At 67.9% G+C, this 17,985-nt stretch carries 23 protein-coding genes; 18 read left to right on the top strand and 5 right to left on the bottom strand.

The features are described 5' to 3' along the window. The first annotated feature begins 150 nt into the window (after positions 1–150). The gene (locus MFF61_RS09805; protein WP_238234916.1) at positions 151–459 is read left to right on the top strand and encodes a GCG_CRPN prefix-to-repeats domain-containing protein; all 309 of its coding nucleotides are present in this window, start codon (positions 151–153) and stop codon (positions 457–459) included. A gap of 383 nt (positions 460–842) precedes the next feature. Here the strand turns inward: MFF61_RS09805 and MFF61_RS09800 are convergent, their stop codons facing one another. Next, the gene (locus tag MFF61_RS09800) at positions 843–1,304 is read right to left on the bottom strand and encodes a hypothetical protein (RefSeq protein ID WP_238234915.1); all 462 of its coding nucleotides are present in this window, start codon (positions 1,302–1,304) and stop codon (positions 843–845) included. A gap of 309 nt (positions 1,305–1,613) precedes the next feature. Here MFF61_RS09800 and MFF61_RS09795 point away from each other — a divergent pair, with 309 nt between their 5' ends. The 17 genes from MFF61_RS09795 (at position 1,614) to MFF61_RS09715 (ending at position 15,056) form a co-directional block, all read left to right on the top strand. Next, positions 1,614–1,799 carry a hypothetical protein gene (locus MFF61_RS09795; protein ID WP_238234914.1) on the top strand — a complete coding sequence of 62 codons (186 nt, stop codon included), beginning with the start codon at positions 1,614–1,616 and terminating at the stop codon, positions 1,797–1,799. 506 nt (positions 1,800–2,305) lie between these two features. Next, a complete protein-coding gene (locus tag MFF61_RS09790; protein WP_238234913.1) occupies positions 2,306–3,565 on the top strand; it encodes a tyrosine-type recombinase/integrase in 1,260 nt (419 codons plus the stop codon). A gap of 170 nt (positions 3,566–3,735) precedes the next feature. Further along, positions 3,736–4,233: a hypothetical protein gene (locus tag MFF61_RS09785; protein ID WP_238234912.1), complete on the top strand. Its 498-nt coding sequence runs from the start codon at positions 3,736–3,738 to the stop codon at positions 4,231–4,233. A 96-nt stretch (positions 4,234–4,329) separates the two neighbouring features. After that, complete coding sequence (locus MFF61_RS09780) at positions 4,330–4,536, top strand: helix-turn-helix transcriptional regulator (RefSeq protein ID WP_238234911.1); 207 nt, start codon at positions 4,330–4,332, stop codon at positions 4,534–4,536. Between the two features lie 10 nt (positions 4,537–4,546). After that, positions 4,547–5,083: a hypothetical protein gene (locus MFF61_RS09775; protein WP_238234910.1), complete on the top strand. Its 537-nt coding sequence runs from the start codon at positions 4,547–4,549 to the stop codon at positions 5,081–5,083. Positions 5,084–5,093: 10 nt separating this feature from the next. Further along, positions 5,094–5,360 (top strand): hypothetical protein, encoded by a 267-nt coding sequence (locus tag MFF61_RS09770; RefSeq protein ID WP_238234909.1) that lies wholly within the window; start codon positions 5,094–5,096, stop codon positions 5,358–5,360. Then, positions 5,357–5,689, top strand: coding sequence for a DUF6074 family protein (locus MFF61_RS09765; RefSeq protein ID WP_238234908.1), 333 nt, complete (start codon positions 5,357–5,359; stop codon positions 5,687–5,689). The genes MFF61_RS09770 and MFF61_RS09765 overlap by 4 nt, the downstream gene beginning before the upstream one ends. Continuing rightward, positions 5,686–6,753 carry an AAA family ATPase gene (locus MFF61_RS09760; RefSeq protein WP_238234907.1) on the top strand — a complete coding sequence of 356 codons (1,068 nt, stop codon included), beginning with the start codon at positions 5,686–5,688 and terminating at the stop codon, positions 6,751–6,753. Before MFF61_RS09765 ends, MFF61_RS09760 begins: the two co-directional genes overlap by 4 nt. A 585-nt stretch (positions 6,754–7,338) precedes the next feature. After that, on the top strand, positions 7,339–7,626 hold the full coding sequence (locus tag MFF61_RS09755) for a hypothetical protein (protein ID WP_238234906.1): 288 nt from the start codon (positions 7,339–7,341) through the stop codon (positions 7,624–7,626). Then, positions 7,623–7,874 carry a hypothetical protein gene (locus MFF61_RS09750; protein WP_238234905.1) on the top strand — a complete coding sequence of 84 codons (252 nt, stop codon included), beginning with the start codon at positions 7,623–7,625 and terminating at the stop codon, positions 7,872–7,874. The genes MFF61_RS09755 and MFF61_RS09750 overlap by 4 nt, the downstream gene beginning before the upstream one ends. Positions 7,875–7,878: 4 nt before the next feature. Then, positions 7,879–8,208 carry a hypothetical protein gene (locus tag MFF61_RS09745; RefSeq protein WP_238234904.1) on the top strand — a complete coding sequence of 110 codons (330 nt, stop codon included), beginning with the start codon at positions 7,879–7,881 and terminating at the stop codon, positions 8,206–8,208. 114 nt (positions 8,209–8,322) lie between these two features. Continuing rightward, a complete protein-coding gene (locus tag MFF61_RS09740; protein ID WP_238234903.1) occupies positions 8,323–9,288 on the top strand; it encodes a hypothetical protein in 966 nt (321 codons plus the stop codon). An 83-nt stretch (positions 9,289–9,371) separates the two neighbouring features. Beyond that, entirely contained in the window at positions 9,372–9,893 is a 522-nt protein-coding gene (locus tag MFF61_RS09735; protein WP_238234902.1) for a zinc metalloprotease, read from the top strand. 492 nt (positions 9,894–10,385) lie between these two features. Continuing rightward, positions 10,386–10,892, top strand: a complete 507-nt coding sequence (locus tag MFF61_RS09730; RefSeq protein WP_238234901.1) for a hypothetical protein — start codon at positions 10,386–10,388, stop codon at positions 10,890–10,892. Next, positions 10,889–11,368: a phage tail assembly protein gene (locus tag MFF61_RS09725; RefSeq protein ID WP_238234900.1), complete on the top strand. Its 480-nt coding sequence runs from the start codon at positions 10,889–10,891 to the stop codon at positions 11,366–11,368. Before MFF61_RS09730 ends, MFF61_RS09725 begins: the two co-directional genes overlap by 4 nt. A 100-nt stretch (positions 11,369–11,468) precedes the next feature. Further along, the gene (locus tag MFF61_RS09720) at positions 11,469–14,783 is read left to right on the top strand and encodes a hypothetical protein (protein ID WP_238234899.1); all 3,315 of its coding nucleotides are present in this window, start codon (positions 11,469–11,471) and stop codon (positions 14,781–14,783) included. 9 nt (positions 14,784–14,792) lie between these two features. After that, entirely contained in the window at positions 14,793–15,056 is a 264-nt protein-coding gene (locus MFF61_RS09715; protein ID WP_238234898.1) for a hypothetical protein, read from the top strand. Positions 15,057–15,521: 465 nt separating this feature from the next. Here the strand turns inward: MFF61_RS09715 and MFF61_RS09710 are convergent, their stop codons facing one another. From MFF61_RS09710 to MFF61_RS09695, 4 genes are all read right to left on the bottom strand, one after another. Further along, positions 15,522–15,995, bottom strand: a complete 474-nt coding sequence (locus MFF61_RS09710; RefSeq protein ID WP_238234897.1) for a type II toxin-antitoxin system VapC family toxin — start codon at positions 15,993–15,995, stop codon at positions 15,522–15,524. Positions 15,996–15,997: 2 nt separating this feature from the next. Next, complete coding sequence (locus MFF61_RS09705) at positions 15,998–16,744, bottom strand: hypothetical protein (protein ID WP_238234896.1); 747 nt, start codon at positions 16,742–16,744, stop codon at positions 15,998–16,000. A 117-nt stretch (positions 16,745–16,861) separates the two neighbouring features. Next, positions 16,862–17,653, bottom strand: a complete 792-nt coding sequence (locus MFF61_RS09700) for a thermonuclease family protein (RefSeq protein ID WP_238235170.1) — start codon at positions 17,651–17,653, stop codon at positions 16,862–16,864. Positions 17,654–17,792: 139 nt separating this feature from the next. Next, positions 17,793–17,942 carry a hypothetical protein gene (locus tag MFF61_RS09695; RefSeq protein ID WP_238234895.1) on the bottom strand — a complete coding sequence of 50 codons (150 nt, stop codon included), beginning with the start codon at positions 17,940–17,942 and terminating at the stop codon, positions 17,793–17,795. Positions 17,943–17,985: the final 43 nt, after the last annotated feature.

Here is a 17,985-nt window from a genome sequence, read left to right as displayed (position 1 = left end):
CCGGCCCCGACGGGCCGGCGCCCGCTCCCGGTCCGGCGGCCCGCGCCGGCGTGTCATTCGGCACATTCTTCCCGGCGAGGGCGCAGTAACACTTCTCTTGTTCTTGATCCGCAGGTCGCGGAGACGAAGGGAACGAGAGGAGATACTGTCATGACGAGCACGAAGATCATGGCCCTGGCGATCGTTGCGGGCACGCTCGGCTTCGCCTCGGCGGCGAACGCGGCCCCGGGCGCGGTGGCGCAGGCGGGGATGATCGCCGGCGACGCCCCGGTGCAGACCGTCGCCATGGGCTGCGGCCCGGGCTGGGCGCCGAACGCCTGGGGGCACTGCCGCCCGATGTACCGTCCCTACGGCTACGGTTACGGCTACCGTCCCTACGGCTACGGCTACCGCCCGGTCTACGGCTACGGCTACCGGCCCTTCGGCCGTCCGCACGGCATCGCCGTCCGTTTCTACTGATGCGGTTCGGCTGCGGCGTCCCGCTGCCGGAGCGGGACGCCGCCCGCCGAGTCACCCTGACTTCACGTGTCACCGTGGGTCCGGTGCCGACAGCCCGCACCGGACCCGCCCGCCAGACGGATCACAACGGCCTGGATCCCCGCATCCGCATGTAATCGAGGATGGCGAGCAGGAGCCAGGGTCCCATGATGACGATGAAGATCGACATTCCGCTGTCTCCTCGCAGGGTGGTTCGCGCCGTTCACGCCAGCCGGCCGGGGCGTGCCGGGGATCAATCCATTCGAGGCCCGCACGGTTCTCTGGCATCATCACGACGGGATTGATCGAACCGGATCGTCCATCGATCCGAGAGCGCGCCGCCGGACGCCCCCGGCGCTCGACGCTCACACCGGCCGGCGTCCCGCCCGGCGAACGATGGCGACCGCCAGTCCCGCCGCCACCGCATCCTCCGTCAGCCCCCGTGCCAGATCCGCGGCCGTGCGCGTGCTCGCGCCCCGGGCGGTCCGCCCCAGGATCGTCCCGGCCACCGCGCCCGCCACACCCGCCAGGGCACCGCCGAGCCGGCCGTGCCGCCGCCCCGCGAGCGCGGCGCCGGCGACCGCGCCTATCGCCAGCCGTGCCGCGAAGGACGGCGGGATGCGCCGGTCGGGCGCGAACGGCATCTTGTCGCCGGCCATCTCGGCAGCCGCCGCGGCCAACGCCAAGCCGCACGGAACCGGACCCGCCGGGATCCCGCCGATCCGTGTCCGCCCGAGCGAGGCCGCCCCGACCAGCGCCGCACAGGCCGTCAGGCTGCGCAGGCCCGTCACGAAGCCCATGCCGAACGCGTTCTCCAGGCCCTGCATCCTGCACTCCTCCGCGGCGAGGCGGCGCCATCGCGGCGAGCCTCGGCGCGCGGACCAACGTCGCGGCGCCGGACCGGTTCGCAGCCGCCGGTGCAGCAGGGATGCGGCATCGGTGAACCGGGCCGCGCCGGATGACGGCCGCCGAACGCCGTCGGTCACGTCGGCTGCGCCGCAAGACTTCTCCGCGCGCTCAAGGCCTGCGGCGCATGGCGATCCGGACGGCGATGCCGGCTAACCCGGAATCGCCTTTGCACCGGGACGCACCACCTTGGATGCTGCTCGACCTCAACCGGCGTGGTGGAGGGGCCGATGTTCCTCCTAGTCACAGCAGCAGCTCCGGTAGGCGGCATCGCGAAACCCTGTGGGACCGTCGGCGAAGCTCTGGATCAAGCCTCTTTTCTGATGAACAAGAATTTCTCCAATATTTCCATCAAGGATCCATCGGGACAGCGATATACGATCGACGAGTTCAAAGCCGCCTATCGAATTAAATAGATCCCGCCGACTCAGGGAGGTCGATTTGACGCTGGCGCCTTGGGTCGAGGCGGCTCACCACACGGGTGTGACCGGGTCTCGCCGCCGCTCCCATTCGCGCAGGCGAGGCGGACCGGACCGGCACGACAGGCAGTCAGCCGGGAAGGCATGTGGAGAGGGGGGCGAAGCCTTGCGAAGCGGCAGAGGCCGCACTCCTCACGCTCGACACGCACCGCCGGAACCGGATTCTGCAACATGGCCTGCAAACCGAGTTGCCGGCACCCTCCGCGATCAGGCCTAAGTGCCTGACGACAAATGGTCGGAGCGGCGGGATTCGAACCCACGACCCCTAGTCCCCCAGCCGCCCAAACCGGGATTTCAAAGGGAGTCAACAAGTCTCATAAGCCCTTGCATCTCGCTGTCGTAAAACGTCATTATGCGTTGAGAGGGTTCACCGGGGTTCAGGACGGTTCGCGTTCCTGAACCCCGGGAGAACCCCAGCTCTCCAGAATGACTAGTGCGCGAGCATGCCGGTCGTCTCCCTCACCCACACCTACGTCGCCGGCCTTCAGGCTCGGCCGCCCTCGGAGCGGATCGAGGTCTGGGACGAGCGCACCCCGGGATTGTGCCTACGCATCGGCCCGAACGGCAACGGGGCTTGGTCGTTCCGGTACAGGCCGAAGTCAGGCAAGGGATACCAGCGGATCACGCTGGGGCGCCTCGCCGATCTCACCCTCGCCGATGCACGGGAGCGGGCGGCGCGCCACCGGGTCGCCGTCGCCGATGGCGGCGACCCGCAGCACGAGCTCAAGGCCCGGCAGTCCGCGGCCGAGAGCGTCCTCACCTTCGATGCCCTCGCCCAGCGCTACCTCGACGAGTACGCCAAGCCCAACAAGGCATCCTGGAAGAACGATGAGGGTTATCTGAAGCGGCCGCGCACCGCCTGGGGAAAGCGGGCGGCCGCAAGCATCACCCGGCGTGACGCGATCCTCCTCCTCGACGGGATCAAGAAGACGGCGCCCATCAGCGCGAACCGCTGCCAGACGGTGCTCGTGACCCTCTTCAATTGGGCAGTCGAAGATCAGCACCTTGAGGTGAACCCGATCGCCGGCCTCAAGAAGCGGGCCAAGGAAACGGCGAAGGATCGGGTTCTCACCGATGCCGAGCTGCGCGTGCTCTGGCACGCGCTTGGCCGCATGGGCACCACACGGGACGTCGGAGACGCCCTGCGCTTCCTCCTCCTCGTCGGGCAACGGCCGGGCGAGGTCGCCGGGCTCGTGCGCGCCGAGCTGCACGACCTCGACAGGCCCGAGGCGGCTCGGTGGGAGATCCCGGCCGCCCGCATGAAGACAAGGCGGGTGCATGCGGTCCCGCTCGCGCAGAAGGCGGTCGAGATCCTGCAGGGCGCCATCGAGCGCCGGCAGGCCGACGGTGACGGGCAGCGCGTGTTCGCGAGCCGCTTCGTGGCTCGCGACAGCCTTGCCCGGCACAGCCTGTCCCAGGCCGTCCGGCGGGTCATTGCCGCGCTCGAGTTGGACGGCCCAGATCAGGAGGCTGTCGCCTCGCTACAGGCCGAGCCCCCCACTCCGCACGACTTCAGACGCACCGTCGCGACTGGGCTCGGCCGGCTCGGGATCCCACGCGAGGACCGCAAGGCTGTGCTCGCTCACGTCGAGGACGACGTGCACGCACGGCACTACGACCAATACGAGCGGCTGAAGGAGAAGAGGGCAGCGCTCGACGCATGGGCCAATCACGTCTCTGCTGTTGTGGAGGCGTGCGCATGACGGCGGATGTCCAATGCACACGATCGACCGATCGCGCCCGGGATTTCAGGACAACTCTGAGCGAGATATTGGGGAGCGAGGATGCGGTCGCGCTCTACGGCAGTGATATTATAAGAGCCGTATAACACTATATCTCTGATCGACGCGCTGGGCTGAAGACGCGTGGTAAGTTGAGCAGCCTTCAGAAAGCACTGAAACTCTGTGACGATCTAATTTCAGAGATAGAAAAGAATCGATCCTGGATAACTGCCCGGCTTGATATTTGCTCTTGCCCGGTTATCGGAGCAGAGGAAATCGTTCTTGGCGGACCAGATTGCCCCCTCACTGCGTTCAGGTCCCTTTTGGCTGAAGCTATTGAAAGCGAGCCAGACTATTCTGGTCGCGAAGCTTTATATTTTAGGCGCCGCTTCTGGATCTGGCTCACGTTGATCTACGAGGAAGCAACAAGCAGGAGAGCCGCGGTTTCCAAAGATAAAGATGGGGCAGTGACCGGAAATTTTGTTCGCTATATCTTGACGGTATCAGCCGCGCTCAAATCCCTTTCAAGTACTACTCCCGACATGGTTGACCAGTTTGTGGATTGGTACCGAAGCAGCGCGAGCGAACAGGACCGAGATGAGGTCTATGAGTATCGCTCAATGGCGACTGTCATCGGGGACATCCGATAGGGGTAAATCGCACGCGAAAAAAAATTTGGTTACCCCCGTCACAGCCTGGGACCCTGTGGCTACTCAGAGGGCCGCTTTGAATCCCAGGAGGCGGCTTTGAGCGTCAAGTACATCTCTCAACGCGAGGTCGAGGCCAAGACGGGCCTCTCCAACGCGACACTCCACCGGCTTCGCCGCAAGGGCAGGTTCCCCGATCCCATCCGCATCGGCGAGCGCCGCATCGCGTGGCCTGAGGCGGAAGTCGATGAATGGCTCGCGAAACGTGAGCGCTCCCGCCTGTGCTCTCCCGCGACCGCAGCGTGAGGAGGCGAACATGCAGTACCGCTTGTCTGACATGATCGCTTGGCTGAGAGACATCAGCGAGAGATATACCGGCAGCGAGGAAGAAGATCTCCTGCTATTCATCAAGGAAGGAGCTGAGAAATTTCCAAAAGCAAAGCGGGAAGACATAGCCGAAGCATTTGCTGCCTACCAACTCGAAGTTCAGCAGGAGCGAGAGGAGGACGAGCGGCAGGCGGCGGAGTTGGAAGCGATGATCGCCTTCAACAACAAGCATTCCATCCCGCCGGACATGCCTTGGAACGAGGCGGTGCGCATGGTTGCGGAGCGTGGAGATCCGGAAGCTCAGGGGATCTTGCGCGACCTGGAGAGCCCGGAAGCAACTGTTGCCGACGAGTTGCTGAACGCAGCTGTGGACGCGCATCCGGCCTGGAGCCGCGATGGCCGTTACTTCACCTTCGATCCGGAGATCGGCGGTCCTGAGGACGGCCCGTCATTGATCGACTGGTACCAGCGCACCCATCCCCACGAAGCGGCAGCGATAACCGATCGCATCGTGAGCTCGACGTGAGGAGGTGATCATGGCCGACGTGATCTTGTTCCCTCGCGTCGTGAAGGTGTTCGGCGAGACCTTCCCGGCTAGCTCGATGCGGGCTGGGATCAGCGAGGCCGAGCGCCGCGGCTTCTCTCGCCCTAAGCTCGACGCGCTCCTAAACCACGACCGTCCCTTCGCGAGCTACTTCCTGTGCCGCCTCGGCTCGGCTGACGAACTGGAGCGACGTTACGGTGAGGTTGGGTTGGGGCGCCTCCTCGGCGCCATGAGGCGCAGCACGAGGAGGGGCGCATGACCGCTCCTTCCGATCCGAATGACCTCCCGCTGTGGCGTGCGGCCGAGCGCTCCGCGCGCTCGGCCGGCACCGGCCGCCTGCTCCTCTGGCCCGCTTGGAAGGATAGGCGTCTCGTCGAACGGCTCGCCGACGCCTTCCTATGCCTGCCGGCCGGCGAGGATGTTGAGGACTTTCGGGCCCGCCACTTCGTCCCGCTGGCTGAGAGCCGCCGGGCAGCGGGGTTCTGCGAGCCTGCGATCGCCCATGAACTCGTCTGGCTCGAGGATGCCGTCACCCGCGCCCTCGGCCTTCAGGGCGAGCACGACGAAACGGGAGGGCTGGTCGCATGACGGCTGCCTCTCCTCCGCAACCAGCGACCCTGCCGAGGGTAGCCGTAGCAAATGCCGACGCCCCCGCCGAACCTGCCCGCCGTGGGCGGCCCGGCATACGCTTCCATCGCCTCGACCGCTTGCCCGAGCGGCCGCCCCGCGTCGAGGTCATCGCCGGCATCCTGGCGGCGGGAGAGATCGCCGCCCTCGTTGCCCCGCCGGGCGGGGGCAAGTCGACCGTCGCCACCCTGGTGGCGGTCTGCGTCACAGCCGGGGAGCCATTCCTCGGCCACACTGTGCGGCGTGGCGCCGTGCTCTACGTCGCGGCCGAGCGCAGCGCCGAGGTGGAGCGGCGGCTCAAGGCCGCCGCCTTACCCGGCGCCCCGATCTACGTCACGCCGGCCCGGCCGCAGTTCGCCGATCCCAAGAGTGTGGATGAACTCCTCGCTGCCATTGCCGAGGTGGCGGCCGACGAGCGCCAGCCCCTCGTCCTCGTCGTGGTCGACACGGCTGCCCGGTGCTTCCGCGGCCTCGACGAGAACAGCAGCCGCGACATCGGCCTCGCCGCTGAGGGAATGACGCGGATTGTCGAGGCGTACCCATCTGCGGCGCTCCTCGTGCTGCACCACCCCGACAAGGCCGGGAACGGGATGCGTGGCTCTGGGGCGCTTCTCGGCGCCGTGGATGTCGAGCTGACCCTCAAGGGCACCGGTCCGATCCGTCGAGCCGTCGTCACGAAGGCGAACGCCGTCGCCGAGGGACAGGCGCTCACCTTCCGGCTCGAACCGGTCGTGACCGCAAGCGGTCAGACGGTCATCACGGCGCGGCCTGTGGAAGACGACCCGCAGCACGCGGCCGGTCCGAAAGGCCGGGCCGCGCGCGTGCTCGACGTCATCCGGTCCTTCGAGACTTGCGAGATCGAACGGCCTGCCCTGCTCACTGCCCTCAAGGAGGCCGGCTTGGCACCAGCCGGGTCGGACCAGAAGGCCCTCAAGGCCGCTAGTGAGGCCATGCGCCGGGATCTCATCGCCCTGGCTGCTGCGGGAGCGATCTCCTTCGATTCGAGGGTGGTCCGGTGCCCGTAGCTCCACGCCACCCTGTGGTCCTCGCTGTGGATCTACCGAGCGCCAACCCCACGCCCTCCACACCCCCCTCTAAGAGGGGGGGTAGTGTGGAGTGGAGCATGGAGCTGTCGGGCGTGCTCCACGGATGCTCCACGATCACTCCACGGTGGAGTTCCGTGGATCTGCCCGCGAGCGTCCGGCGGGCGGCGCGCCCCAGGCGCGATCGTCCCGACCGGCGCGGCTCGTCTAGCCGCAGCATCGCGGCCGCGTTCCCGCTGAGGCTGGAGAGGTTCAGGACCTCGGGGCACCGCAGCTGGTGCGCACATGCCGTTGCGGGTGATGGCGCGATCGCTCGCGGTCCCTTGAGGGACACGCGATCGCGCCGTCTCGACAGCATCAGGATCTCGATGACCCTCGACGAGGCCGAGCATCACGGACGTGCACCAAGATCACGCCTCCCGTCTCAGATCCAGGTCAGAACGTCACGCGGTGAGCTTCTCACGTCACGCTTGGCACTTTCCTCGTCCCGAAAGGCTCGAAATCTGTCACGCCGCGTGAGATCTGCGTCTCAGCGACTCCCCTCACTCTACGAGGCAGGAGGCGCCCATGGCGGCTGATCTCCGCGCGGTGATGCGCTTCACGGCCCGGCGCGGGCCCGGGGGCAAGATGTGGATGGAGGGGCGGCACCGCACTCGCCGGTTCGTCCTGTTCGAAGGGCGGGATGGGGTCTGGACCCTGTTCGAGAGGGTCGGCCATCCGGCACCCGAGCAGGATGTGCAGCCGAGCCGACGCCCCGCACCGCGTCGGATGCAACGCGAGCTCGCCGACCTCGGCCTGATCGAGGTCGGGGACTTCATCGAGCAGGCCGGCAGCGTCGAGGGAGGTGAGCGTTGACCGCCGACACGCTCATCCCCGCCGCGGCCATCCGTGCTCTGGAGCAGGCCCAGACCCGGCTGGACGAGGCGCGCGCCCTGGAGAGGGCAGCGCGCGACGCCTACCACGCGGCCCTGCGCGGTCCCGATCCGGCCGCGGTGCGCGCCGCCCGGGACAGGCTCTCCGGGATCGAGGTCGCCATCGGCCAGCTCCACGCGGCGGTCGCCGCCGCCGAGCACCATGCCCGCGCGGCGAGCGCCGAGGAGTAGCGCCGTGCAGCCGGTCACCTTCCTTCCCCTCCACGCCCTGCGCTCCACCCTCGCGGACGTCGAGCGCGTCGCGGCGGACCTGCGGGAGCAGATTGCGCGCATGGAGGCCAGCGAGGAGCGGAGTAGCGCGATCCTCGGCCAGCCCGAGGGCGGCGAAGATGACGATCTCCTCGAGTACTGGGAAGCCGCCAACCTGCTCGACCGCTCTGTCAATGCCGCTCGCAAGCTTGCCGAGCGAAAGGGCTGGACGGTCTACGTAGGCCCGCGGAAGCCGCGGATCTCGATGCGCAAGGTGGTCGCCTATCTCCAATCGCGGCCTGGCCCGAAGCCGTGACCGCTTTGACCGGTTCTGCGACCGCAATGACCGGTCGCGATCACTCGGCAGCTGCGTCAAGCTTCCCATATGATCGGGAAGCTAATCCAACGTCTTCGCGCTACGGGCGCCGACATGACCACCGGCGAGGCCGAGCGCGCGCTCCAAGAAGCGCGCGCCGAGCTCGCCGCAGCACGGGAGCTGGAGGAGAAGGCGCTCGCCGCCTTCGAGGCCTCCAAGCTCGATCCCAAGGCAGAGGCCACGCGCGAGGCTCATGACCGGAAGCTCGGCGCCGAGCTGCTGCGCGGCCGTGCCGAAGCTGTCGTGCGGCTCGCCGAGGAGCGCCTGCAGGAGTCGCGGGCCCGCGAGGCAGAGGCGGCCCGCGTCGCCCGGTACCGCGAGGCGCAGAGCCTCAAGGCCACGGCCGAGAAGCGCCTCGCCGAGTACCCGGCCGCTGCACTGATTATCCAGGACATCCTGGCGAGCGTGGGCGCGGCGGACGCGGCCATCGCCGCTGCCAACGCCGACTTGCCGGCGGGCGCGGTGCCCCTGGAGCACCCCGAGCAGCTTGTGCGTGGCCTGCCGGGCGAGGCCGAGGTCGTGCTGTCCAAGACGGTCAAACCAGGGCGCTGGGTCTACGTTGGACCACACGACCATCTCGGCGATGTGGCACCAGAACTTATCTCGAAGATCGAGCACACGACGCGCAATGGCAAAAGCTATGGCAAGGATTACGGCCGCATTCCGATGGATCGTAGCCGCCTGGAGTTTGCGGAAGTCGCACGAACACCCGACCGAGTGGTCACCGCCTACCTACCTGCGCGACCGGCATATCGACCGGAATCCTTGGCTAACACGGTCGCGTTACCGGGACTGCTACCGGGCACGGCCGATATCTGGGCGCCCGCAGGCCTGAGCGGCTGGGGCGGCATGCCTCTCGGCCAGGACGGCCCGGAGGTCGCGGCTCAGGCCGCGGCCCTCCGCGAGGCTGCAGCCGCACCGCCCAGCGATCCCCGGCCGCCCCGGCAGCAGGACACCCGGGTCGAGGTGGTCAAGGCGGCGCAACTGCCCGCACCGGCAGATGCGGAGAGCGCCGCGTGACGCCCTGCCGATGCTCCGGGTGGCGCCCTGCGCGCCTCTCTGCTGATCAGCGCGCGGTCGCAGCCGCGGCAGATGCTGAGGCCATGCGCCTCACAGCCGCGCACGAAGCTGGGCACGCGGTGGTGGCGATCGCGCTGGGGCGACGGATCGAGCAGGCCACGATCGAGGCTGCCGGGCCGCACGTCGCATACACCTCTCCGCACGAGGGCGATCCCTCTCTGACCCTGATGACGGCCCTGATCACCAGCGCGGCAGGTCCGCTTGCGGAGGGCATGGCCCTGGGTCGGGTGAGGCGCCCGCATCCTGATGAGCTGCTTCAGCGCCTGCACCAGCTCGAGCACGGTTGGTGCGATCTCTGCAGGCAGGCACGGTTCGTCTCGCTAATCCCGGACCTCGACGACACGCAGCGTGTCGCTCTCTGGCAGGCCGCGTACGCCACGGCCGACGCGCTCCTGGACCGGATCGAGTTCCGGCTCGCGGTCGCCCGCGTCGCGCACGCGCTGACAGAGCGCACCACCCTCGACGATGCCGAGGTCGAGGCGCTCGTCGACCGCGCAACGCTCCGGGCGGCAGCGGCAGACACCATCGAGAGGACGGCGCCGTGACGGGCGCGCCTCGCACGAACCCCGCAAGGCGCTCCCGGCGAGGGCGACGCGACGCGCCCAGAAACGGAAGGCAGCCTCCCGGCCTCGCGGGCCTCAGACACGGGACAAGGCCGCCAACGTCGTGCGGCGTCCGGGGCGGCCTATGGGCTGACCCGGGCGTCGACCACAGCATCATGGATCGGCGCAGCCCCGGGGGAGAGAGGACGCGGGCGCACCCGGCGCCCCGCGGCCCTGGCGCTCAGGGGACGGATATGCAGCGGGGCAAAAGCAGGGGCGTACACGGGCGTTCGCAGGCAGGGGTGCTGAGACCCGCGAACACCCAAATGCCCACCACCGACCGACCTCGTGGATCCCAGGGCCCGCCTACCCCACCCCCAAGTTCCGGGTCCTTCCAGTAGGGGGCGAGCCTGCGGGCAAAGGCGGCCCCTTCATCCAGTGTGTTTCGGGTTTTTCGTTTCACGATTTCGCTTCGCCTGATGGAGATCGAACCCCTTGAGCCGCCGACAGAAGCCTTCCGGAAGGACGCTCGGAACCCCCGAAATCGCGCGGGAGCTCGGGATCGGCGACCGGCGCCTCCAGCAGCTCATTGCCGAGCAGGTGCTTCCGCCTCTGCAAGAGGGGCTGCACGGCCTCGACGACCTGCGGAAGCTCTACCGGCTGTACCGGCACGGGACCCACGAGGAGTGGCTGATCTTCCTTCACGACGTCCTCGCCGAGGCCCGCCAGGCCGAGCGGTTGATCGAAGCTGCCTGCGAACCGGCATCCCGGCCCGATCAGGTCCGCAACGCGAGCATCGCGCTGCAGCGCGTGATGGCGGCGCTCCGCTGCTTCGTGGCGACGAAGGTTCCTGAGGGACTGCGCGATCTGCAGCTCGACCACGTGCGCCGCCTCGAAGACGAGGCGCTCGTCGCGCTCCTCGCCCAGCTTCCCCGCTTCACCCCTGACCAGATCAAGGCCTGCCTCGACCCGCGGCGGCCGACCGTGAGAGGAAACTCATGACCGCCTCGTTCCAGAGCCTCGCCAACGATTTCGAGCCGGTCGGTAGGGCGGAGGCGGCCGCCGCAAGGGCGGCCGCTCCTCCGGTCGCCCCGGCCGCATCAGCGCCCACCCCGGCGCCGGCTCCCACCGTCACGGCCCGCATCGTCGGCGGGCCGCCGCGCTCCCGCGTCGTCCTCCTGACCTGGCCGATCGAGTTCGAGGGCCGCGTCATCAGTGAGGTGACGGTGCGCCGCATGTCGGCGGCCGAGGTGCGCGCCTTCGTCGACGCGGTCACCGAGGGGGAGGCCAATCCGCCCCTGCCCATGTTCGAGGATGCGGACGGCAGGCCGATCCCGGCAGCGGTCCTCGACGCCATGGACAACGACGATTTCGACGCCCTCGACCGGGTGTCCGCGGATTTTTTGCCCGCCGCCCTGCGGGGCGCCCTGACCTCCTCCTCCACCCCGCAGGCTGGCGACGGGCCGTCGCCTGCGTGATGGCGACGCTCGGCCTCTCGCTCGCCGAGGCCATGGCGATGGACTGGGGCGAGCTGGCGGACTGGTGGGGTGAAGCCGAGACCTTGCGAGGTAGGTAGCCATGGCATCGAGAACCGCGTCCCTGATCATCCGACTCACCGATCAGGTCTCAGGCCCGGCCAAACAGGCCGCCGGCGCGCTGAAGGGTCTGGCAGGGGCGGGCGATGGGCTCTCGCGTCTGAAGAACGCCGGCAACGGTCTCGACCAGCTCGCCAAGCGCCTTGAGGCGCTGCAGGCGAAGGCGAGCAAGCTCGGCGACTTTCGGGCAGCCGGTCGGGGGCTCCAAGATCTCGGCCGCGACCTGCGCAAGGCGGGAGAGGACCTCGCCGCAGCCGAGCAGGCTCTCGCGCGCGCCAAGGCCGCCGGCGACAAGGCCGCGATCGCCGCGGCGAGGGCACAGCAGGCCTCGGCCGAGCGCGCCGTCAAGCGGACGCGGACCGCGTACGATAAGCAACGGTCCCTCGTGCAGGGGCTGCGCGCCGAGGTCCTGCCCGACGGCGCGCCGATCACGAAGCTGCTGGGGACCGAGCGGCGGCTCAAGACCCTGATCGCCGCGACGACGCGGGAATATCAGCAGCGGGCCGCGGCGCAGGCGGAGAGCGCCGCCAAGGCGGCGGCCTCCGCCCGGGCCGGTACGGACATCGAGGCGCTGCTCCCGAAGAACCTCGGCAAGCCGGCCGCCCAGGCCGCTGCAGGCCTCGCGCAGGTCACGACCCAGGCGAAGGCGACGCGCGCGGCCGTGCAGCAGCTCGCCCCGGCACCGCCACCCTTCGGCGGCTTCTCGGATGACCTGAAGCGGGATCTTGCGGCCCTCGACCTCACCCGTGGCCAAGTCCGGGCGCTCGCCCGCGACTTCACTCGCATGCGCGCCGAGCAGGTCGCCGCTCTCGGACCGATCAACCCCCGGTATCATGCACAGATTTTGGAGCAGGATCGCGGGAAGATCGAAGACAAGCTGCGCGAACGGGCGCGGCGCATGGCGGAGGAGACCAAGGTCGCGGCCGCCCTGTCGCCTGGGTCAGGGTCCTCCCGCACCGAGGCGGCATCGATCCTGGCCGCCTCCCGCGAGAAGATCGCTGCGGAGCGCCTCGCAGCGGCGGAGAGCGTGCGGGTGGCGCGCGCCGCCGCGCGGGAAAAGTTGCAGATCGCCCGCGAGGCAGCCCGTGCCGCTCGGCAGGCCGAGCGCGAGGCTGGCCGCGAGTCGAGCCAAGCCGCCCGGGAGGTGGCGCAGGCGGCCCGGCAGGCGGCGAGAGAGAAGATCGCCGCGGCCCGGGAAGCGGCCGCCGCGGTCAAGGCAGCGGCCCGCGAGGAGGCGGCTGCGTTGCGCGCAGTCTCCCGGGAGCGGACGCGGCTGGACCGCGAGTCCCGCCGCTTCCGAGGCGAAGCGGGCGGCCATGCCCGCGCCGCCGCCGGCGCGATCGGGCTGGGCGGCGGCGCCTACGGCGCGACGCGCCTCGCTGGCGTGGGGGCGCGTAACGCCGGCGAGCGCGCCACCGAGACGGCGCGCGGCCGGGCGGTTGGGCTCACCCCGGCGGAGGACAAGTTGGGGGAGGCGCGGGCCTTCGAGCTGTCGCGTCGATTCCCCTCGCTCGACCCCACCGGCCTGCGCGAGCTCTACCGGGCGCTCCACGTGAACCTCGGCGGCAACGCCGCGGCGGCGAGCGACACCCTGGTGCCGGTCGCCCGCGCGCAGGTGCTCCTGCAGAATTTCCGCAAGCGTGAGGAGGCCCAGGCCGACCTCGCCCGCATCATCCGCGGGGCGGAGAACGCCGGGTTCGGCGACAAGCCGGAGAAATTCACCGACTACCTGCAGGGCGCCATCAAGGGCATGCAGTTGTTCGGCGATACGCTGCGGGGCGAGGACTATTATCAGTACGCCAAGACGGGACGGCTCGCGGTGGCGGGGCTGTCACCGCGCTTCCTCGGCGCCATCGCACCGTCCATCATCGACGACATGGGCGGCCCGAGCGCCGGCCAGGCGCATTACACGGCCTACAACGCCGTGGTCGCCGGCCGGATGAAGAAGGAAAGCAAGAAGGTCGCGGCGCAGTACGGGTTGATGGGCAAGGACGGCCGGATGATCGGCCGCGACATCTTCCAGCGCGACCCGCTCGAATGGGCGCTCAACGTGCTGGAGCCGGCCTTCGCCAAGAAGGGGAAGGGGTTCAAGGACGGCGACATCAATCCCTTCGTGGACACGCTCGCCACCATCTTCAACGACCGCAACGCGGCCGAATTCATCGGCAAGCTGGTCACGAAGCAAGGCGAGCTGAAACGCAACGAGGAGCGCTTTGGGCTGGTGCGTGGCCTGCCCGAGGCCGAGAAGGTGCGCACGGAGAACCCGGGCGTGGCGGCCGACGCGGCCAAGACGCAGGGCGCCACTCTGCTCGGGCAGCTGCTGGAGCCGGCCGTCGCTCCGGCGACGGCGGCCCTCAACAGCCTCGCGGACGCGGCCAGTCGGGCGACAGAGGCGCTGCGGAAGGATCCCGACACGCTGAACGCCGCGGCGGCCCCCGCCGGCCTGCTCGCCGCCATCGTCGGCCCGCAGGTCGCGGGCTGGCTCATGAAGAAGGTAGCGGGTGACGCGCCCGGCGTGCTGGCCAACCTGCTGCGGATGGGCGGCGGTGCCCTGTCGACCACGGGTTCGTCCCTCGGCTACGGCGCCGCGATCGGCGCCCCGGCCGCCGCAGGCCTCGCCGGGAACGAGGCCGAGACGGTGAACGAGCAGGGGGCCTTCCGGGCCGCCCGTGGCGAGGAAGCGACGACTGGCCGCCTCACGCGCGAGATCCGGGAGGCGCGCCGCCAGCAGCAGAGCCTCAAGGGGCAGATCGACGGCCTGCAGGAGCGCATCACGCGCGAGCAGGGCGTCGTCGATCAGCTGACGGCCAAGCACGGCGATGCGGCCGGGAGCCCGGTCGCGGCGACGGTGAAGGACGCCCGCGCCCGCATCGAACGCCTGACGGCCGAGCGCGACGCGCTGAGCAGCCAACTTCGTGGGCAGAGCGGGTGGCAGACGCCGCCCGGCCGCAGGGGCACGGTTCAGACGCCGGCACCGCCGCCCCGGCCGGCCGAGTTCGGGGGCACGGGCGCGATCGCTCCGAAGGTCGATACGGCGCCGGTCCAGGAACTCAACAGGGAGACGGGAGAGGCGAAGGACAAGCTGACCGAGATCAACGGCCTCACCATCAGCCCCAAGGCCGACGTCTCGGGCTTGCGGCAGATCACCAGCGAGGCGAACACGGCCGCGGCTGCGCTGCAGCGGGTGATCGCGCTCGCGGGGCAGGCTAATGCCTCCATCGCCCGCGTGAACGCCGCGGCGCCCGGCGGCGGCTCGACCGGTCGGGTGCGCCAAGCCCTTTCGGACAATTTCGCATAGAGGCCCTTGATGACGACCGACGAACGGCTCCACCAGATCGAGAAGGTGCTCAACGATCTCGCCGACTCCCAGCTTCTCTCCGTCAGTCTGCACCAAGCGCAGGTGGCGGTGCTCGTATCCCTGGTGCAGTTCGCCGAAGAGCGGATGGGGGTCGGTCGGGCCGACATCCGCGATCGGGCTATCGCGAACGCAGAGGCCATGGGTGGTGACACCGCGAGTGTGGTGGCTCGCATCCATGCGCTCTTGGCGGATCCACCGGTGGGTCTGCACTAATGCCCGGCCCCCGCCTGGAAGGGCGGTTCTCCACCCTGCTGCCGATCGCGCCCGTGCCGGCTCCTGCGCAACCGCCCAGCGACGGCGCGGCGCCCCGCCCCAAGGGCGGGCGCCGGCCGCGCAAGAGGGTCCTGGTGCCCCGCGATCCGACTTGGCGGTTGGGAGCGAGCGAGGCGGCTCAGGAGCCCGCCGGGTGCTGAGGCTGCCCCTCGCGCGCGGGGGCAGGGGATCTTCGGAGATCACTGTGTTCGGAACACAGTGGGCTGCTCCTCGCCCGCGGGGGAGGCTTGGCCCGCGCGCCAGTTCGTGCGAGCGCCCGGGATCGCGCTGGGGCGCGACCCGGGCAACTGCCAGGATAGCAGCAGAGATCGTCTACAAAATCCGCTAAGAGCCTCTATCTAAACCTTCCTCGCCCCTGCGATTTCAATGGTTTAGCGGGCGAGAAGGACGTTTGTGTTAGGAGCTCTAAGTATCATCGTCATCAAACATCGGTAACGGCAACCGTGTCTGAGCTACGATTGGCTTTTCAATTAACAGCTTCGGCTCGCCAACAAGGCCGCTCTTCTTAATAAGGCCGTGATCAAATGTGTTCATGACTTGGAGTTTGGCATCCACGGCAGTGGCGACATGAACCGCATCTTTGGGAAATATGCCAAAATCCCAAACTAGTTCACGAGCCTTTTCCGCAACACGTCGCGTGACACTCCTCACAATAATAAACTCGTTCTTGAAAAACTTCTCCACCATGAGGCGCTTCTCGGGTGGTACACGCGCGTGCCCACGATACACAAGCACCTCCGCAATTGTCAGAGCACTTGTAACGATGGTGATATTGCCTGCGCGCGCCTCCTTAAGAACCTCTTTACAACGAGCTTCTTTGTCAGGCTCAGCCTGCAGCCAACCTAGAAAACAATCGCTATCCCAATATCGATACTCCATGGCTAATCTACACTTCGCAAGATACCGTAAACATCTTCGATGGTTGGCAAATCACCCTTCTCAGGCATCACCTCTATCTCCTTAACGAAAACAGAGAATGGCACGCCATCGCGGCGATATCTCACTGGACCGTAGACCTCTACTCTCTTCCTGAAGGCTTTCAAAGCATCAGGAACAAGTCTATCCGGCATGTTACATCGCACCTGCCGTCCCCAAAGCTCTTCATCAACAAGGAACTTAAGCCCTCCTCGTTCCGTTATTGTTTGCAAGCGTCCGGTGACAGAGCCATGCTCCACATATGTGGCCTCAAGTATTTGCGTGACGTTTGCGACACTCCTCTGAGTAATTCTTTGATGATGTTTCCCAACCCATACGCGGATTAGCGTGTCGTCACCGCCGGATCTGCCTGATATTTGCCCCAGCTTCCGAAGACTTGCCAAGGCCTTGTCAGTGAATGCTTCTGGTTCGACTGCATCTTTTTCAATCTGAGCAACCCCCTCACCAAGAACGGCGAGGATATGGTCCACCATAAATGAGGGAACGCCCTTGCCTGGGTAGGCACCAACAAGGTTGCTGCCTTGTTTTACCTGTATTGTCCATTCAGGGCGCGTTCCATCATCTAAGGTGGGCGAGACTTCGCGGACGACATCAAAAAAGGCAGTCAAGGCGCGAATAAACTTTTCCGGAGAGACGGCAGTCCCATCGATCTCCAGAGTCATTGGTGCGTCAATGTCTTCCGGCTTCGCCATCAATCCTCTTCAGCGCTCTTCAATCCAACCAAAACACCTCGCCCTCTCGACCGTTTAGACACATTATCACTAAGCTCCATGGCGCGCGAGTCACATCTGCGCCACCACATATGAGCCTCACAGCTTCCATTGAACGCGCGAAACGCTTCTCACGACCCACACCGCGTCTGCATCTAATGCGCCACGATGAGCTTCCCCCCCAGGCGCGCGCCATCCCGCCGCCTTCGCCTCATCCTCGGTGCAGAACATCCGCTCGCCGGAGCTCGTGCTGATCACGGTCCGCTCGTAATCGCGCGATCCCGGCACGTGGTAGATCTTCTCGCCGCTGCGGCTGATGTTCCCCTTGATCTGGCACTCCGCTCCGGCGGTCGCGGGCGCCCCCGAGGCGCCCGGCGCCGACGGTCGCGCTGTCGGGGCTGTGGCTGCTGGTGCCGAACCACTCTCGCGCTGACCGCGACGCCAATCCCAAGGCGGCGTGAAGGCGCCGGCCCAGATCCCGCGCTTGGCGGCTCGCGCCGCCTCCTCCTGGCCCACGTAGGCGGCGCTGTATTGGCGGTAGGCCAGCGCGTGCCCCTGCTCGGCCATCCACCCATTCAGGTCGACACCACCGGCCGAGCAGACCGCCACGATGCGCCCGTAGCGGTCCTGGTCCTTCGGCTCGCACGAGACGGTCGCCTGCCCGATCTTGTCCGAGAGGGCCAGCGCCGCCCGCTGGCCGCAACGGTAGTCCTTTCCGGCCGCGTCCTGGCAGAGCTGCGCGCTCTCCGGCGCGTCGATGCCGTGAAGGCGGATCCGATTGCCGCGGATGACCAGCGTGTCGCCGTCGGTGACCGAAGCGCGGCCGACGATGGGCTCGGCTGCGAGGACGCTGCCGATGCTCAGCGGTGAGAGGACGATAGCTGCGAGCATGCGCGCCCACATGTCGGAGCACCTCCTACCGGCCGATATCCCACCCCCTTGTGACCTGAGGCGCATTAAGAAGATCTGAGCCTGCGAAGTAGATGCCTACGATTCCGAGCACGGCGCCTGACGCCGGTCGCGGAAGCCTCTACCGCGCGAGCGCCTCGACCCGGGCTGGCTCCCCCTGCAGCGCTCGCACCAGCCGCGAGCGCGCGTCCCGGTCCATGATGGTGATCGCGATGTCTGCGATCAGCCCGCTCACGAGGGTGCTCACGACGATGATCCGGAGGGTGTGCACGGGCGGTGTCCTGGCCTGAGCCGTCGTAGCACCAGCAAGGCAG

Origin of the sequence: Methylobacterium isbiliense (assembly GCF_022179325.1) — a bacterium.
Taxonomy (GTDB): Bacteria; Pseudomonadota; Alphaproteobacteria; order Rhizobiales; family Beijerinckiaceae; genus Methylobacterium; species Methylobacterium isbiliense.
The sequence above is the reverse complement of the archived record's forward strand: the minus strand, read 5'-3'. Positions and strand labels throughout refer to the sequence as shown.

Coding starts and splice junctions, on each gene's coding strand:
- MFF61_RS09805 (WP_238234916.1), top strand. CDS start 151: ATGACGAGCACGAAGATCATGGCCCTGGCGATCGTTGCGGGCACGCTC.
- MFF61_RS09800 (WP_238234915.1), bottom strand. CDS start 1,304: ATGCAGGGCCTGGAGAACGCGTTCGGCATGGGCTTCGTGACGGGCCTG.
- MFF61_RS09795 (WP_238234914.1), top strand. CDS start 1,614: ATGTTCCTCCTAGTCACAGCAGCAGCTCCGGTAGGCGGCATCGCGAAA.
- MFF61_RS09790 (WP_238234913.1), top strand. CDS start 2,306: ATGCCGGTCGTCTCCCTCACCCACACCTACGTCGCCGGCCTTCAGGCT.
- MFF61_RS09775 (WP_238234910.1), top strand. CDS start 4,547: ATGCAGTACCGCTTGTCTGACATGATCGCTTGGCTGAGAGACATCAGC.
- MFF61_RS09770 (WP_238234909.1), top strand. CDS start 5,094: ATGGCCGACGTGATCTTGTTCCCTCGCGTCGTGAAGGTGTTCGGCGAG.
- MFF61_RS09765 (WP_238234908.1), top strand. CDS start 5,357: ATGACCGCTCCTTCCGATCCGAATGACCTCCCGCTGTGGCGTGCGGCC.
- MFF61_RS09760 (WP_238234907.1), top strand. CDS start 5,686: ATGACGGCTGCCTCTCCTCCGCAACCAGCGACCCTGCCGAGGGTAGCC.
- MFF61_RS09755 (WP_238234906.1), top strand. CDS start 7,339: ATGGCGGCTGATCTCCGCGCGGTGATGCGCTTCACGGCCCGGCGCGGG.
- MFF61_RS09740 (WP_238234903.1), top strand. CDS start 8,323: ATGACCACCGGCGAGGCCGAGCGCGCGCTCCAAGAAGCGCGCGCCGAG.
- MFF61_RS09735 (WP_238234902.1), top strand. CDS start 9,372: ATGCGCCTCACAGCCGCGCACGAAGCTGGGCACGCGGTGGTGGCGATC.
- MFF61_RS09725 (WP_238234900.1), top strand. CDS start 10,889: ATGACCGCCTCGTTCCAGAGCCTCGCCAACGATTTCGAGCCGGTCGGT.
- MFF61_RS09720 (WP_238234899.1), top strand. CDS start 11,469: ATGGCATCGAGAACCGCGTCCCTGATCATCCGACTCACCGATCAGGTC.
- MFF61_RS09715 (WP_238234898.1), top strand. CDS start 14,793: ATGACGACCGACGAACGGCTCCACCAGATCGAGAAGGTGCTCAACGAT.
- MFF61_RS09710 (WP_238234897.1), bottom strand. CDS start 15,995: ATGGAGTATCGATATTGGGATAGCGATTGTTTTCTAGGTTGGCTGCAG.
- MFF61_RS09705 (WP_238234896.1), bottom strand. CDS start 16,744: ATGGCGAAGCCGGAAGACATTGACGCACCAATGACTCTGGAGATCGAT.
- MFF61_RS09700 (WP_238235170.1), bottom strand. CDS start 17,653: ATGCTCGCAGCTATCGTCCTCTCACCGCTGAGCATCGGCAGCGTCCTC.